The sequence below is a fragment of the Streptomyces nanshensis genome (assembly GCF_001751255.1).
Classification (GTDB): Bacteria; Actinomycetota; Actinomycetes; order Streptomycetales; family Streptomycetaceae; genus Streptomyces; species Streptomyces nanshensis_A.
This window is the reverse complement of the sequence record NZ_LJGW01000327.1, coordinates 1-14584: the sequence shown is the minus strand read 5'-3', so window position 1 is coordinate 14584 and position 14584 is coordinate 1. Positions and strand designations below refer to the sequence as shown.

Below are 14584 nucleotides of genomic sequence, written 5' to 3'. Positions count from 1 at the left end.
CGGGGACGGGGGGGGGACGGGGCCGGGACGGACCCTCGGCGGGCGCGGCGGGGACCGCGAACCGGAGCCCGTGAGGCAGGGGTCCCGGCCGGTGCAGCGGAAGCCCCTAAAAGAGGAAGCCGCGGTCCGGTAGTGGGGGATACCGGACCGCGGCTGGGTGTTGCCTGGCCGGAGCGCCTCGGTGGTGACCGGCCGTGTGGTCGTGAGTCGTGAGCCGTCCTGCCCGGCGACCTCACGCCACTGAAGTTCGCACACCGGCCGCTGGGAGAACAAGAGTTACCGGTGAGTGTGCCAATCGGCATCTTATGGCGCGTACTTCGCGGGTCGGACACCCCCGTGAAGCCCCCTCGTACGCCGCTCCGCGACGTTCGCGGAAGTCCCCCCGCAGCGGCCTCACTTCGGCCTCGACGGCCTCTCAGGCGCGCTCCCCCGCGCCGGGACCGGGACCGATGCGCACCGTCCCGTCCGCCGGCTGCGAGACCCAGCCCAGGCTGGCCGCGCGCATGCCGAGCTGGAAGCGCGTACCGGCGCCGAGGCGCTCCATCAGGCCGCTCAGCCGCCGCTGGAACGTGCGGTAGCTGACGCCGAGTTGACGGGCCATGACCTGGTCCGTCAGGCCCGTCGTCAGCAGCGCCAGCAGCCGTGCCTCGTCCGGAGTGGGAGCGTCGCCCGCGCCGTTGGGACGTCCGGCCAGATACGCCGAGAGCGGCAGCGCACGGGCCCACAGCACCTCGAAGAACTCGCAGAGCGCGTCCAGCAGTCCGGAGGGGTGCACGACGACGCTGCTGGCCATCTCGTGCGGCGCGGAGCGCAGCGGGATCAGCGCCACCCTGTCGTCCGCGACCAGCAGTTTCGTCGGGGTGTCGGCCATCACCCGTGCCTCTTCGCCGAGTTCGGCGCACGCCTCGATGTCGGTGTCGATGCGGTGGAAGGTCTCCAGGCCGTGGGTGTCGTAGATGACGCGGTAGCCGATGCCGCGGCCCATCGTCTTGGCCTGCACCGGCATCATGCCGGTCTTGGGGTCGAGCCGGTCCGGGTCGCTGTTGGCGTACGGGGGCCGGTCGATGCCGCGGATCTCCCGGGTGGCGCTGTGCTGGAGCTGGTCGACCTGCTGGATGACGGCGGCGCGGCCGGTGACGATCTCGACCAGGTCGACGGGGTCGCGGGCGGTGGCGTTGGCGCGGAAGCGGGTGGCCAGGAGCTGTATGTGGCGGCGGGTGCGGTGGATGGCCTCCTCGCGCGCCAGCAGCAGCGACTCGAAGGCCACCTCGGGCGCGACGGGCAGGAACCGCTCCTCTCCGCGGCGCTCCCCCGGATACCGCCCGACCAGGCCCAACTTCTCCAGGGCGGCGAGGGTTTCACGCACTCTCGCGGCGCTCAGGCCCAGCGCCGTACGCAGCTCCGCGACGGTGACCGCACCGTCGACAAGCGCTTCGTACGCCTGCTGCTGAACGGGTTCGAGCCCGAGCGACTCCAGCATGGAGTTCCCCCCTGTGCGGTGGCGAGTTCACGTCACTGACCGATGCCCGCCAGCCGGGCACCGAATCCAGTACACCAGGTATCGAAATCCTGCGGATACCCTCGTGTAGGGGTAGCTACGTGCTGGATACAGTTGTGAAGCTTGAGTGAATGCGGCGTGACGAACATCGCCGCGTACCGCCCGGAGCAGCGGTTTCCACCCGCCCCCTCACCCACGGTGCACGGCTCACGGTGTCGTCAGTCGGACGATTACAGTGGGCCGCGTGCCTCAACTACGTCTCGCCCTGAACCAGATCGACTCGACCGTCGGCGACCTCGAAGGCAACGCCGAGGCGGTCCTGCGGTGGACCCGCCACGCGGCCGGGCAGGGGGCGCACCTCGTGGCGTTCCCCGAGATGATGCTGACCGGCTACCCGGTCGAAGACCTGGCGCTGCGCGGCTCGTTCGTACGGGCCAGCCGTGCCGCCCTGCGCTCGCTCGCGCGGCGGCTGGCGGACGAGGACCTGGGCGAGGTCCCCGTCGTCGTGGGCTATCTCGACCGCGCCGAGGACGCCGGTGCCGCGCTCGGCAGCCCGGCCGGGGCGCCGCGCAACGCGGCGGCGGTGCTGCACCGGGGCGAGGTGGCGCTGGCCTTCGCCAAGCACCATCTGCCCAACTACGGCGTCTTCGACGAGTTCCGCTACTTCGTGCCGGGTCACACGCTGCCCGTCGTCCGCGTCCACGGCGTCGACGTCGCGCTCGCCATCTGCGAGGACCTGTGGCAGAACGGCGGCCGGGTGCCCGCCGCGCGCAGCGCCGGTGCGGGGCTGCTGCTCTCCGTCAACGCCTCCCCGTACGAGCGGGACAAGCACGACACCCGTCTGGAACTGGTGCGCAGGCGTGCCCGTGAGGCCGGCTGCACCACGGCGTATCTGGCCATGATGGGCGGACAGGACGAGCTGGTCTTCGACGGCGACTCGATCGTCGTGGACGCGGAGGGCGAAGTCGTCGCGCGTGCACCGCAGTTCGAGGAGTGCTGCCTCGTGCTGGACCTGGAGCTGCCGGCCGCGGCGGCCAAGCCGCCCTCCGGGACGGTCGACGACGCGCTCACCGTCGAGCACGTCGTGCTGTCCGAGGAGCCGCTGCCCGCGTACGCGCCGGAGGCCATGGGCAGCCGGGCGCCGCGCATGGAGGACGACGAGGAGATCTACACGGCGCTCGTGACGGGCCTGCGCGCCTACGCCGTCAAGAACGGCTTCCGCTCCGTGCTCATCGGCCTCTCCGGCGGCATCGACTCCGCGCTGTGCGCCGCCCTCGCGTGCGACGCGCTGGGGCCCGAGAACGTGCACGCCGTCTCGATGCCCTCGCGCTACTCCTCGCAGCACTCCAAGGACGACGCGGCGGAGATGGCGCGCCGCACCGGGCTCAACTTCCGTACGGTGCCCATCGGTCCGATGTTCGACGCCTTCCTGGACGGCCTCGACCTCACCGGCGTCGCCGAGGAGAACCTCCAGTCGCGGCTGCGCGGCGTCACGCTGATGGGCATCTCCAACCAGGAGGGCCACATCGTGCTCGCGCCGGGCAACAAGTCCGAGCTGGCGTGCGGCTATTCGACGCTTTACGGGGACTCGGTCGGCGCGTACGGACCGATCAAGGACGTCTACAAGACGAACGTCTTCCGGCTGGCGAAGTGGCGCAACCGCGTCGCCGCCGAACGCGGCGAGACCCCGCCCATCCCGGAGCACAGCATCGCCAAGCCGCCGAGCGCGGAGCTGCGGCCCGGCCAGGTGGACACCGACTCCCTGCCCGACTACGACGTGCTCGACCGCATCCTGAAGCTGTACGTGGACGGGGACGTGGGCCGCGAGGGCATCATCGAGCGGGGCTTCGACCCGGAGGTCGTGGGCAGGGTGCTGCGGATGACGGACGCCGCCGAGTACAAGCGCCGCCAGTACCCGCCGGGCACGAAGATCTCCGCGAAGGGCTTCGGCAAGGACCGCCGGCTGCCCATCACCAACCGCTGGCGGGAGGGCGCCGCGGGGTGAGCCCGCGGACGGACGTGAACGGCGGGGCGGGCGCGCGGCGTTGAGGACGTAAGGCGGTCCGGCTCTACCGGCCTGCCGGCCGGCGCAGCAGCGCGCGTGTCACCGACACGGCACCGCGCGGCGAGAGCGCGTCCCGCAGCCCGACCAGATAGGTCGCCGGCGAGGCGGCCGCCGCCTCGCGGGCCTGCTGCCGTGCGTCGACCGCCGCTCCGGCGAGGCACGCCGCGACGGCGCCGGAGGCCGAGACGACGGCGGGCAGCCCGGACGACGCGGACACGGCCGCCATCACCGCGGCGGGGGCGAGCGCCTTCATGCCGAGCACCTTCCGCACCGGCTGGAGGCCCAAGAGGCGGAGTTTCCGGGAGAGTTCGTCGACCCGCGGCTCGATCTCGCCGCGTACCGTCACCTCCAGATGCTCGCGCAGCATCGCCGGGTCCCGCACCGCCGCGACCTCGGCGAAGCGTTCGGCGAAGGTCTCCAAGTGCCGCCGGTACGCGTACAGTTCGGGCCCGAGCCGGCGCCGTGCCGCGAGGATCCGCTCCAGCGGCACATCCTCCAGGCGGTCGGGGAGTACGACGGTGAAGGCGACGACGGTGAACAGCCGTCCCACTTCCTCCACCGGGACGGCCGGGGCCCCGGAGGTGCCGGCGAGCGTCGACTCCGGGTCGTCCAGGAGGACTTGGGCGAGCGTGCCGGGCGTCCAGCCGCTGAGGGCGGCGTGCAGCTCCGGCTCGTCGGTGACGGCGCACAGCGCGTTCCGTTGCGCCAACCGGTCGGCCACGGCGCACAGATACGCGGCGGCGAACCGGGGATGCATTCCGACCGTGCCCGGCCGCCGCAGCGCGAGTCCGGCCTCCTCCAGCCGCCGCATGAGGGACCAGCGCAGCTTCTTCTCCCGCATCCAGCCGATGTACTGCTCACGGGCCTGCGCGGCGGGCTCCCGCGGCGCTCTCCCCGCGCCCCGGTAGCGGGCCAACTCCTCGATGCCGTAACGGCGTTGCAGCTCCTCGCCGTGGTCGTCGAGGAGCCGCAGGAACTCGTGGGCCACCTCGTCGCCGACGTCGTCCACGGCCAGGTCCAGCAGGAACCCCTCATCCCGCAGCCGTGCCGCGGTCTCCTCCGGCGAGAGCCCGTCTCCGGTGCTCCCGGCGTACGGGCGGCCCGTGCCCCGGTCCGCCCCGGGCACCATGCGGGCGAGCCGGGGCCAGTACAGCAGGGCCGCCTTCAGCCATGCCTCGTCCCGCACCCACAAGTGCGGGTAGTACAGCGCGAGATCGCCCATGTCCCCCGGCCCCTCCCCCTCGTCTCCCCCTGGTCGCGGAGCCATTGTGTCCCGCGCACCCGGGGACGTACGGACGGGTCTCCCACGGACCGCACCCGGCGCCCCGCGCCCAACCCGCCGCGTCCGCAGAGGAGTTCACCCTCCGGCACGTACGGCGGAAACGTACGGCGAAGGGGCGGCGGAGGGTCTTCCCTCCACCGCCCCCGAGGGCCGCCGGGCGCTCAGCCCGGGACGTACGCCGTCACGGTCACCGTCAGCCGGGGACGCTCTCCGTGGCCCGCGCCCGGCGCAGCCGGGGGATGCCGCGGGCGACGATGCGCGAGCGCGAGATCCGCGTACCGCGGTCCAGCACCCCGGCCAGCACGGCGAGGGCGAGCCCCGCCAGCGCCAGCGCGACCCCGACGAGCATCGGCGCGCGCCAGCCCCAGCCGGCCGCGATGACGACACCGCCGAGCCAGGCGCCGCCCGCGTTCGCGAGGTTGAACGCGGACTGGTTGCCGGCCGAGGCCAGCGTCGGGGCGTGGCGGGCGTTCTGCATGATCAGCATCTGGAGCGGCGTCGTCGTCATGAAGCCGAGTCCGCCGAGCACCACGACCATCGCCATGGCCGCCCACTTGACGTCGACGACGGCGTGGAAGACGAGCATCGCCGCGGCGAGCGAGCCCAGCCCTCCGTACAGGGTGGGCCGCAGCGCGCGGTCCGTGAGCGGGCCCGCGGCCAGCGCGCCCAGGGTCATGCCGATGCCGAAGAGCGCGAGCACCACCGTGACGGACGACTCGGCGAGGCCGGTGACCTCCGTCATGATCGAGGCGAGGTAGCTGTAGACGGCGAAGACGCCGCCGAAGCCGAACACCGCGGTGAGCAGGCCGAGTACGACCTGACGGTTGCCGAGCGCGCGGACCTCGTGGCGCACGCCGTGCTGGTGCTCCGGCGGCAGGTGCGGCACGAGCGCGGCCAGGCTGACCATGGAGACCAGCCCGATGGCGCTGACGACGAGGAACGTGGCGCGCCAGCCGAGCGCCTGGCCGACGGCGGTGCCGGCCGGGACGCCGACGATGTTGGCCACGGTCAGGCCCAGGAACATCGTGGCGACGGCACGTGCCCGCCGGTTCTCGGTGACGAGGCGGGCGGCCACGACGGCCCCCACGCCGAAGAAGGCTCCGTGCGGCAGCCCGGACAGCACACGCCCGGCGAGCAGCGTGCCGTAGCCGGGTGCGAGCGCGGAGGCGAGGTTGCCGACGGTGAAGAGGCCCATGAGCAGCACGAGCATCCGCTTGCGCGGGACGCGGGTGCCGACGGCGGTGAGCAGGGGCGCGCCTATGACGACGCCGATGGCGTAGGCGGAGACGAGATATCCGGCGGTGGGCACTGAAGTCCCCATGTCGCCCGCGACGTTGGGCAGCAGGCCCATCATCACGAACTCGGTCGTGCCGATTCCGAAGGCGCTGATCGCGAGGGCGAGCAAGGCCAGGGGCATGGGCGGAAACCTTTCAAGGCAGGGTCGGGCAAGGCGTCTGCAAGAGATTCACAAGGGGATATGTGTGCTCGGCGTGCGCGGAAGCCTCATGGGGCCGGTGGCGCACAGGCACGGATTAATATGTTCTCACACTGAACAAAGTCTCTCAGACGCCTGCCGGTGCCTGCACCCGATCTGTGTTTCAGGCGTGCAACATCGGGCCGGAAACGGCGTGATCCGCGCCACGCACCCCCGGGGACGGCGGGAGGCGGGGCGCTCTCCCGGGGCTGCGGTACGGGGCGGCGGTAACGGGGCGGCGGTACGGAGGCACAACGCCGGGGCGCCAAGCCGCGGTTCAGAGTGCGCCGTCCGCGCACACGGCGACGGCCGCCGGTGGGGCCGGTGGGGCCGGCACGGCCCAACTCACCGCGCCCGCCCGGCAGTCGGCGGGCTGTCCCCTGTCCGCTGTCCGCTGTCCGCTAGAAGTTCACCGACGCGGCGACGGGCAGATGGTCGCTCCCGGTCGAGGGCAGCGACCAGGAGGAGACGGGCTCCATCCCCTTGACCATGATCTGGTCGATCCGCGTCGTCGGGAACGACGCGGGCCAGCTGAAGCCCGGACCGTCCCCCGCCGCGCCCTGCGTCGAGCGCATCTGGGAGGTGACGGGCGCGAGCGCGCGGTCGTTCATGGTGCCGTTGAGGTCGCCGAGCAGCACGGCCTTGCCCGTACGGTCCTCCGCTATGGCCCTGCCGAGCGCCTCGGCGCTGCCGTCGCGCTGCCCGGCGGTGAAGCCGGAGGCGAACTGGAGCCGTACGGACGGCAGGTGGGCCGCGTACACGGCGACGTCGCCCTTCGGTGTGGCGACCGTGGCGCGCATCGCCCGCGGCCAGCCCATCTTGATGTCGATCGTCCGGGCGTCCCGCATCGGGTACTTGCTCCACACCCCGACCGTGCCGACGCGCTTGTGGTAGCGGTACGCGCCCGCCAGACCCTTGTCGTACTGCGCGGCCTGGCCGCCCGAGACCTCCTCCAGCGCCACGATGTCCGCGCCGGAGCCGGCGAGTTCACGCGCGGTGCCGGCGGGGTCGGGGTTGCCCGCGTTGACGTTGTGCGTCACCACCGTCAGATCGCCGCCCGTACCGGACTTGGTGGTGAACTGGCCGCCGAAGAGGTTCAGCCACACCAGCGCCGGCACCAGCAGCGCCACCAGTGCGAGGACGGAGCGCCGCAGCACCGCGAGCACCGCCAGTACGGGAATCAGCACGCCGCCCCACGGCAGGAACGTCTCCCACAGCGAGCCGAGGTTGCCCACGGCGTTGGGGATCTCGGAGTGGAAGAAGAGCGCGGCGCCGAGCAGCACGGCGAGCGTCGCGAGCATCCAGCCGCGCCACCAGACGTCCCGGCCGCCCCATCCGGCGAACATCCGGGGCACACGGCTGCCGTCCCGGCCGGTGCGGGAACCGGACCCGTCCCACTCGCCCGAAGTCTTCGCGGCCTCCGCCATGTACGCGCGTGCCATCCACTGTCCTCACTTGCTTGCCGGTGCTGGTCGAACGATAGGTGATGCGGAACGGGTAATTCCCGTCGAGGAACGTGCCGTACGGGGCGCGCGTGCCGCTGCCGGGGCGGTCTGGCGGCCTCCTCGTGACGTGCAGGACGAACACCCGGGCAGGTGAGGTTCCGGAAGCGCGGCACCCGGCGGGCGCTGTGACGGAACACGCACTCGGGCCGCCGGGCTCAGGGCCTGGCGCGCACCCCGTCCAGTACGGAGTCGACGATCTGCTCGGCCAGCCCGGCCGGGAGGTCGTGGCTCTCGTGCAGCACGGTGCGGATCAGCATCGGACCCGTGAACAGCTCGCCGAGCAGGCGCAGATCGAGGTCGTCGCGCAGCTCGCCGTCGGCGACGCCGCGCCGCAGCACTCCGTGCAGCCGCTCACGGCGGGCCTCGATCACGTTGTCGTGGTACTGACGCCACAGTTCGGGGTGGGTCTTCACATGGCTCGTCATGGTGCGCAGCACGGCGGACTGGCGCTTGGCCAGACCCACGCGCCGGTGCCACTCCAGAAGCGCCACGAGGTCGTCCCGTACGGACGCACCGGCGGGCTCGGCCGGGGGCTCCTCCAGCGCGTCCACGACGGCCAGCAGCAGTTCGTCCTTGCCGCCGGGCCAGCGCCGGTAGACCGTCGCCTTGCCGACGCCGGCGACGCGCGCGACCCGTTCGATGGACAGGGCGTCGATCGACGTGCCCTCTTCCAGCAGCCGGAGCACGCCCTCGATGATGGCCCGTTCCGCCGCCTCGCTACGCGGGCGGCCCCGCCGCGGGGGCGCGGCGTCCGCATCCGCCGGCGGCGTGGGGTTCATCGGGGTGCTCCTTTCTCGGGTTCCTCGGGTTCCTCGGGTTTTTCCGGTTCCTCGGGGGCTGCGGCAGTGCGCCTGCCGCGGCGGCACGGGCGTACGGGCTGCGAAGGCGGGCGCCGTGAGCCGTGCGGACGGGTCAACAGGCCGCGGCCGAGGGCGTGTTGGCACGACCCGGCCGGGTTGCCCGATTCTGTCACGGACCGGGACGTGTACCGGCCGTACGCGAGAGCGGCGGCGCAGCCGTCACCCGTACCGGTACGGAACCGGAACCGGAACCCGCACGGAACCCGTACGGAACCGAGGCCCGTACCGATCCCGTCCCCCGTCAACGACCGGCGCCCACCGGTGGTTTCGCCGCGTCCTCCGGCTCCGGCGGCTGTCCGTGCGTCCCCTCCGTACGCGGTCTGCCCGGCAGCCATACGGCCACCACCACCGCCCCCAGCAGCGCGACGGCCGCCGAACCGAGGACGGTGACGTGCATCGCCCCGATGAAGGCGTCCTTGGCCGGGTCCACCAACTGCCGCCCCGCGGGCCCCAGTCGGGACGCCAGCGCGAGCGTCCCCTCGATCGACTCCCCCGCCGCGTGCCGTACGCCCTCCGGCAGCGGCAGCGACCGCAGGTGCCCCTCGATGCCCTCGCGGTAGCGCGCGGAGAGCAGCGACCCGAGCACCGCGACGCCCATGGCGCCGCCGACCTGCCGGAAGGTGTTGTTCACGGCCGACCCCGAGCCTGCCTTCTCCCGCGGCAGCGACTGCATGATCGAGACCGTGGCGGGCGGCATGATGTGCGCCATCGCCGTGCCCTGTACGAAGAAGACGACCTCCAGCGCCCAGATCGGCGTCGTACGGCCGAAGAGCAGGAAGGCGGCCATGCCCGCCGCGATGCCCGTCATCCCCGTCGCGCAGACCGCCTTGGCGCCGAACCGGTCGACGGCCAGCCGGGCACGCGGCGCGAAGATGAGCTGCGAGACGGCCAGCGGCACCATCAGCAGCCCGGCCTCCAGGGCCGTGAAGCCGCGCACGCTCTGCATGTAGAAGACGGCGAAGAAGGTCACGCCCATCAACGCGAAGAAGACGAGGGCGATGGCGGCGACGGCCGCGGAGAAGGCGGGGTTTCTGAAGTACGAGACGTCGATGGCCGGATGGTCGCTGCGCCGCTCGTGGAGTACGAAGACGACCAGGACGGCCAGGCCGCCGCCCCCGGTGAGCAGCACCTCGGGGTCGGTGAAGTCGGCGAGCTGCCCGCCCTTGATGATCCCGTAGACCAGCAGCACCAGTCCGGCGATGGACAGCAGGACGCCCGGCGGGTCCAGCCGTCCGGGCCGCGGATCGCGGGACTCGGGGACGAGCAGCACCATCGCGGCGAGCGCGACGAGCACGATCGGCACGTTGACCAGGAAGACCGATCCCCACCAGAAGTGCTCCAGCAGCACTCCGCCGGTGACGGGGCCGATGGCTATGCCCAGGCCGACGCCGCCCGCCCAGATGCCGATGGCCTTGGGCTGCTCGTCCCGCTCGAAGACGTTCATCAGGATCGCCAGCGTGGCCGGCATGACGAAGGCGCCGCCCAGTCCCATCACTGCGCGGAACGCGACGAGTTGGCCCGGCGAGGTGGCGAGGGCCGCGCAGACCGAGCCCGCTCCGAAGACCGCGAGCCCGAAGAGCAGCACGCGCCGGCGCCCGAGGCGGTCGCCCAACAGCCCGGCGGTGAAGAGGAGTCCGGCGAAGACGAGCGTGTAGGAGTTGACCGACCACTCCAACTCGCTCTGGCCGGCGCCGAGTCCGGTCGGCGCGGGCTGGGCGATGGTCTTCATCGCGACGTTCAGGATCGAGTTGTCCAGTACGACGATGAGCAGGCTGAGCATCAGGGCGCCGAGGATCACCCAGCGGCGGCGGTACACGTTCTCGGGCACGGTCCCGTGCGCCGTCTCGGAAGGGGGAGCACTCATGGCCGACACCCTATCCCATTCCGATACGGTCCCGTCTCGTATCGGATTGTGGTGGCCGATGGCCCCGGTGTCCGGTGGCACGGCTCGCAGGTGGCAGGCCCCACCCGTGGCGCCTGCCCGTGCCGCCCGCCCGCCCGTCCCTTCCTTCGCCCCGCGCGGCGTGCCAGCATGGACGCGTATCCGGGGACGCCGTCAGGGCGCCTCGAGACGACAACACACAGGAGCGTTCAGCCATGTCTGATGCGCAGCAGCAGGGCCGTGCCCCGGGAGAGCCGTCCGGGAACGGACCGTCCAAGAAGCAGCCCGCCGCCCTCTACGGCGGCGTACGCAACCGCCGCGTCACCGTCCGCGATCTGGGCGCCGCGAAGGAGCGGGGTGAGCGCTGGCCGATGCTCACCGCCTACGACGCCATGACGGCCTCCGTCTTCGACGAGGCGGGCATCCCCGTGATGCTCGTCGGCGACTCGATGGGCAACTGCCACCTGGGCTACGAGACCACCGTGCCGGTCACCCTGGACGAGATGACCATGCTCACGGCCGCGGTCGTACGGGGCAGCAAGCGGGCCCTGATCGTGGCGGACCTGCCCTTCGGCACGTACCAGGAGGGCCCCGTGCAGGCGCTGCGCAGCGCCACCCGGCTCGTGAAGGAGGCGGGCGCGGGCGCGGTGAAGCTGGAGGGCGGCGAACGCTCGGGGCACCAGATCGAGTTGATGGTGCAGTCCGGCATCCCCGTCATGGCGCATGTCGGCCTCACCCCGCAGTCCGTGCACGCCATGGGCTACCGGGTGCAGGGCCGCGGCGAGGAGGCCGCGCAGCAACTGCTGCGGGACGCCAAGTCCGTACAGGACGCGGGGGCATTCGCGGTGGTGCTGGAGGCGGTGCCGGCCGAGCTGGCCGCCGAGGTCACACGCTCGCTGCACGTGCCGACGATCGGCATCGGCGCCGGCGCGCAGACCGATGCGCAGGTGCTGGTGTGGACGGACATGGCGGGGATGACGGCGGGGCGCGTGCCCAGCTTCGTCAAGCAGTACGCGCAGCTCCGCGAGACGCTCGGGGACGCGGCGAAGGCGTTCGCGCAGGACGTGGTCGCGGGTGCGTTCCCGGAGGAGCACCACAGCTTCGCGTAGGCGGCGGGCGTACGTACGGCTTCGCGTAAGTGGCCGACGTACGTACAGCTTCGCGTAGGCGGCGCGTTCCGCGGGCCGCGGCGTCGGGTGCGGCGCGGCCCGCGGAGCCGACGGGCCGCCAGGGAGGAAACGGGAGGAATCAAGGGGCGTTGGTCCGGGGTCGGCCCGTGCCGGTACGGTCTGACTCCATGACCAGCGCCTCCACCCACCCCGACCACCACCGCATCAGCCCGGTCTTCCTCGGGATCGCCGCGATCATGGCTGTCTCGGGCTGGGCGGTCTGGTCGGGCCTGGCCGAGGTGACCGGTGTCGCGGTCTTCTTCTTCGTCGTCTCGGGCTGGGTCGTCTCGCTGTGCCTGCACGAGTACGCACACGCCCTGACGGCGCTGCGCGGCGGTGACTCGTCTGTGGCCGCGAAGGGCTATCTCACGCTCAACCCGCTGAAGTACACGCACGCCATGCTGAGCATCGTGCTGCCGGTGGTCTTCGTCGTCCTCGGCGGCATCGGGCTTCCCGGCGGCGCGGTCTACATCGAACGCGGCCGGATCCGGGGCCGCTGGAAGCACAGCCTCATCTCGGCGGCGGGGCCCGCCACGAACGCCCTGTTCGCCGCGGTGCTCACGGCACCGTTCTGGCTGGACGCCATGGGGCGGGTGCCCTTCGCGTTCCGCTACGCGCTGGCGTTCCTCGCGATGCTCCAGGTCACTGCGGCCATCCTCAATCTGCTGCCCGTCCCCGGACTCGACGGCTACGGGGTGCTGGAGCCGTGGCTGTCACCGGCCGCGCGCCGGCAGGCCGAGCCGTTCGCACCGTTCGGACTGCTGGTGGTCTTCGGCTTCCTGTGGATCCCGGCCGTCAACGGCGTCTTCTGGGACGCGATCAACCATGTGATGAGCGTGTTCGACGTCACGAACCTGGACGTGAGTTACGGCTACGACTACTTCCGCTTCTGGCAGGGCGAGCCCGAACTCTCGGTCACTCCGCAGCCGTAGCGCCCCGGGAGGGAGCGGACGGCCCGGAGGCGGACGCTCCCGGAGCGGGCGCGGCGGAGGCGATGCGGCGGGCCCTTCTCCCGTAGTACCAGGCCATGTTGGACGCGAGCCCCGCCAGCAGCACCCACACGACGCCGACGATCCAGCTCCCCTTGACGAAGGAGAGCACCGCCGCGGTCACGGCGAGCGCACACAGCACGGCGGTGCAGCGGGCGATCCCCCGGGCGGAGCGGAGGGAGGCGGCGGGGGCGGACATGGCGGCGGCTCCAGTCGTACGGCGGCTGCTGACGGTGCGGTCGGTTCGGGCGGGTGCCCGCGCGGCCCCGCGTACGGACCCGGCCCGGCGCCCGGCCGCCGTCCATTCTCACCCACGTCGCACCGCCGCGCGGCGGCGGCCTCCGGAGGCTCCGCGGACCGCTCCCTTCCGCCCCCGCGTACGCCTCACATGTCGGTGAGCCGGATGCCCGCGTGCACCTTGTAACGGCGGTTGACGGAGACCAGGTTGGCCACGAGCGACTCCACCTGGTGCGCGTTGCGCAGCCGCCCCGCGAAGACGCCCCGCATGCCGGGGACGCGTCCCGCGAGCGCCTGTACGACCGCGCAGTCCTCGCGGTCCTCGCCGAGCACCATCACATCGGTGTCGATCTTCTCGACGGAGGCGTCGGCGAGCAGTACGGCCGAGAGGTGGTGGAAGGCCGCCGTCACCCGGGAGTCGGGCAGCAGCGCCGCGGCCTGCTGGGCGGCGCTGCCCTCCTCGGGACGGAGCGCGTAGGCGCCCTTCTTGTCGAAGCCGAGCGGATTGACGCAGTCCACGACGAGCTTGCCGCGCAGCTCCTCGCGCAGCGATTCGAGCGTCCTGGCGTGGCCGTCCCAGGGAACGGCGACGATCACGATGTCCGAACGCCGCGCGCACTCCGCGTTGTCCGCGCCCTCCACGCCCGCGCCCAGCTCCGCCGCTGCCTGCTCGGCGCGCTCCGCGGCCCGCGAGCCGATGACGACCCGCTGGCCCGCCCTGGCGAACCGGTAGGCCAGACCGCGGCCCTGGTCGCCGGTGCCGCCGAGCACGCCGACGGTCAGGTCCGAGACGTCGGGCAGATCCCAGGGGTCCTTCCTGGGCGCGGGGGACGAGGACGCGGAGGCGGAAGCGGAGGAAGTCATACGCAGGATCCTGCCACCCGGCGGCCCCGGTGCGCCTCCGTCCCAGCCGTGAAGGTGATCACGTGCCCGTGCTGCGGCGAGCGCCGCGCGAGTCCCTCAACGGGCCGCCGCCGCGCGGGAAGCCGCCGCCCCGCGCTCAGTCGTCTGCCCGGCGTCCCGCCCGGCGTCCTGCCCGGCACCGCCCTCGCGGCCGAGCGTCTCGCACAGGTCCTCGTACGGGCCCTGAAGGTCCAGCAGCCGCCGCGACGTCGTCCCGTCCTTCTCCGAGATCTGCACGGACATCGAACCGCGGCTGACGATCCACTTGTTGTGCACGGGCCGGTCCGCGGTGTGGAAGCCCGCGCCCCAGTCGCCGCCGCTGAGGATGCGGGAGCCGTCGTCGAGGTAGGTCATGGTGCCCGAGCCCGAGATGTCGCGGGTGACCGTGCGGCCGTCGGCGAGGTTCGTCACGACCATCACCAGCGGGCCGCTCGCGGTGGCGAACACCGGCCGGTCCTCCTCGTCGTACCAGGTGCGCACCGTCATATCGTCGACGGGGAAGTCGGCGTGCGACGCGAACGCGCAGACCTGGCCCGCCGGATAGTCGACCGGCGGCTGCACGGGATGTGTGACCACCGGACCGTGTACGCCCGTGGGGAGGGAATCCCCGGCGCGGACCGCCGCCGCGGTGCGCTCCCCCAGCACCTCGCCCGCGGCCTCCTCGGCGGCCTCGCCTGCGGCCTCCCCTGCGGACGGACGCGGTGCCGCCGCGCTGCTCGC

Annotated in this window: 12 protein-coding genes; 3 read left to right on the top strand and 9 right to left on the bottom strand. The window is 72.5% G+C overall.

From position 1 onward, the window contains the following. Positions 1 to 415: 415 nt before the first annotated feature. Positions 416 to 1480: a helix-turn-helix domain-containing protein gene (locus tag AN218_RS19350; RefSeq protein WP_070018152.1), complete on the bottom strand. Its 1065-nt coding sequence runs from the start codon at positions 1478 to 1480 to the stop codon at positions 416 to 418. Positions 1481 to 1742: 262 nt separating this feature from the next. On the opposite strand from AN218_RS19350, the gene AN218_RS19345 reads away from it, so the two are divergent. After that, on the top strand, positions 1743 to 3503 hold the full coding sequence (locus AN218_RS19345) for an NAD+ synthase (protein ID WP_070018160.1): 1761 nt from the start codon (positions 1743 to 1745) through the stop codon (positions 3501 to 3503). 64 nt (positions 3504 to 3567) lie between these two features. Here AN218_RS19345 and AN218_RS19340 read toward each other — a convergent pair whose 3' ends face one another. From AN218_RS19340 to AN218_RS19320, 5 genes are all read right to left on the bottom strand, one after another. Beyond that, positions 3568 to 4785: a DUF6236 family protein gene (locus tag AN218_RS19340; RefSeq protein ID WP_070018151.1), complete on the bottom strand. Its 1218-nt coding sequence runs from the start codon at positions 4783 to 4785 to the stop codon at positions 3568 to 3570. Positions 4786 to 5038: 253 nt separating this feature from the next. Then, positions 5039 to 6262, bottom strand: a complete 1224-nt coding sequence (locus tag AN218_RS19335) for an MFS transporter (RefSeq protein ID WP_070018150.1) — start codon at positions 6260 to 6262, stop codon at positions 5039 to 5041. Between the two features lie 458 nt (positions 6263 to 6720). Beyond that, entirely contained in the window at positions 6721 to 7665 is a 945-nt protein-coding gene (locus tag AN218_RS19330; protein ID WP_070018159.1) for an endonuclease/exonuclease/phosphatase family protein, read from the bottom strand. A gap of 314 nt (positions 7666 to 7979) precedes the next feature. Further along, positions 7980 to 8603, bottom strand: coding sequence for a TetR/AcrR family transcriptional regulator (locus AN218_RS19325; RefSeq protein ID WP_070018149.1), 624 nt, complete (start codon positions 8601 to 8603; stop codon positions 7980 to 7982). Between the two features lie 322 nt (positions 8604 to 8925). Continuing rightward, entirely contained in the window at positions 8926 to 10548 is a 1623-nt protein-coding gene (locus tag AN218_RS19320) for an MFS transporter (RefSeq protein WP_070018148.1), read from the bottom strand. A gap of 233 nt (positions 10549 to 10781) precedes the next feature. Between AN218_RS19320 and panB the strand changes: the two genes are divergently transcribed. Both panB and AN218_RS19310 read left to right on the top strand, forming a co-directional pair. After that, positions 10782 to 11675, top strand: coding sequence for a 3-methyl-2-oxobutanoate hydroxymethyltransferase (gene panB / locus AN218_RS19315; RefSeq protein WP_070018147.1), 894 nt, complete (start codon positions 10782 to 10784; stop codon positions 11673 to 11675). Positions 11676 to 11863: 188 nt separating this feature from the next. After that, positions 11864 to 12667 carry a site-2 protease family protein gene (locus AN218_RS19310; protein ID WP_070018146.1) on the top strand — a complete coding sequence of 268 codons (804 nt, stop codon included), beginning with the start codon at positions 11864 to 11866 and terminating at the stop codon, positions 12665 to 12667. On the opposite strand, the gene AN218_RS19305 is transcribed toward AN218_RS19310, so the two are convergent. The 3 genes from AN218_RS19305 to AN218_RS36810 form a co-directional block, all read right to left on the bottom strand. After that, entirely contained in the window at positions 12651 to 12923 is a 273-nt protein-coding gene (locus AN218_RS19305; protein WP_070018145.1) for a hypothetical protein, read from the bottom strand. The genes AN218_RS19310 and AN218_RS19305 overlap by 17 nt on opposite strands. Before the next feature lie 185 nt (positions 12924 to 13108). Then, a complete protein-coding gene (npdG, locus tag AN218_RS19300) occupies positions 13109 to 13825 on the bottom strand; it encodes an NADPH-dependent F420 reductase (RefSeq protein WP_070018144.1) in 717 nt (238 codons plus the stop codon). A 96-nt stretch (positions 13826 to 13921) separates the two neighbouring features. Next, the coding region (locus AN218_RS36810; protein ID WP_171908720.1) for a hypothetical protein at positions 13922 to 14584 on the bottom strand (663 nt) is incomplete at its 5' end.

What these genes read in the sequence shown, in the direction of transcription:
- AN218_RS19350 (WP_070018152.1), bottom strand. Translation starts at nt 1,480, where the DNA reads ATGCTGGAGTCGCTCGGGCTCGAACCCGTTCAGCAGCAGGCGTACGAA.
- AN218_RS19340 (WP_070018151.1), bottom strand. Translation starts at nt 4,785, where the DNA reads ATGGGCGATCTCGCGCTGTACTACCCGCACTTGTGGGTGCGGGACGAG.
- AN218_RS19335 (WP_070018150.1), bottom strand. Translation starts at nt 6,262, where the DNA reads ATGCCCCTGGCCTTGCTCGCCCTCGCGATCAGCGCCTTCGGAATCGGC.
- AN218_RS19330 (WP_070018159.1), bottom strand. Translation starts at nt 7,665, where the DNA reads ATGTTCGCCGGATGGGGCGGCCGGGACGTCTGGTGGCGCGGCTGGATG.
- AN218_RS19325 (WP_070018149.1), bottom strand. Translation starts at nt 8,603, where the DNA reads ATGAACCCCACGCCGCCGGCGGATGCGGACGCCGCGCCCCCGCGGCGG.
- AN218_RS19320 (WP_070018148.1), bottom strand. Translation starts at nt 10,548, where the DNA reads ATGAGTGCTCCCCCTTCCGAGACGGCGCACGGGACCGTGCCCGAGAAC.
- panB (WP_070018147.1), top strand. Translation starts at nt 10,782, where the DNA reads ATGTCTGATGCGCAGCAGCAGGGCCGTGCCCCGGGAGAGCCGTCCGGG.
- AN218_RS19310 (WP_070018146.1), top strand. Translation starts at nt 11,864, where the DNA reads ATGACCAGCGCCTCCACCCACCCCGACCACCACCGCATCAGCCCGGTC.
- AN218_RS19305 (WP_070018145.1), bottom strand. Translation starts at nt 12,923, where the DNA reads ATGTCCGCCCCCGCCGCCTCCCTCCGCTCCGCCCGGGGGATCGCCCGC.
- npdG (WP_070018144.1), bottom strand. Translation starts at nt 13,825, where the DNA reads ATGACTTCCTCCGCTTCCGCCTCCGCGTCCTCGTCCCCCGCGCCCAGG.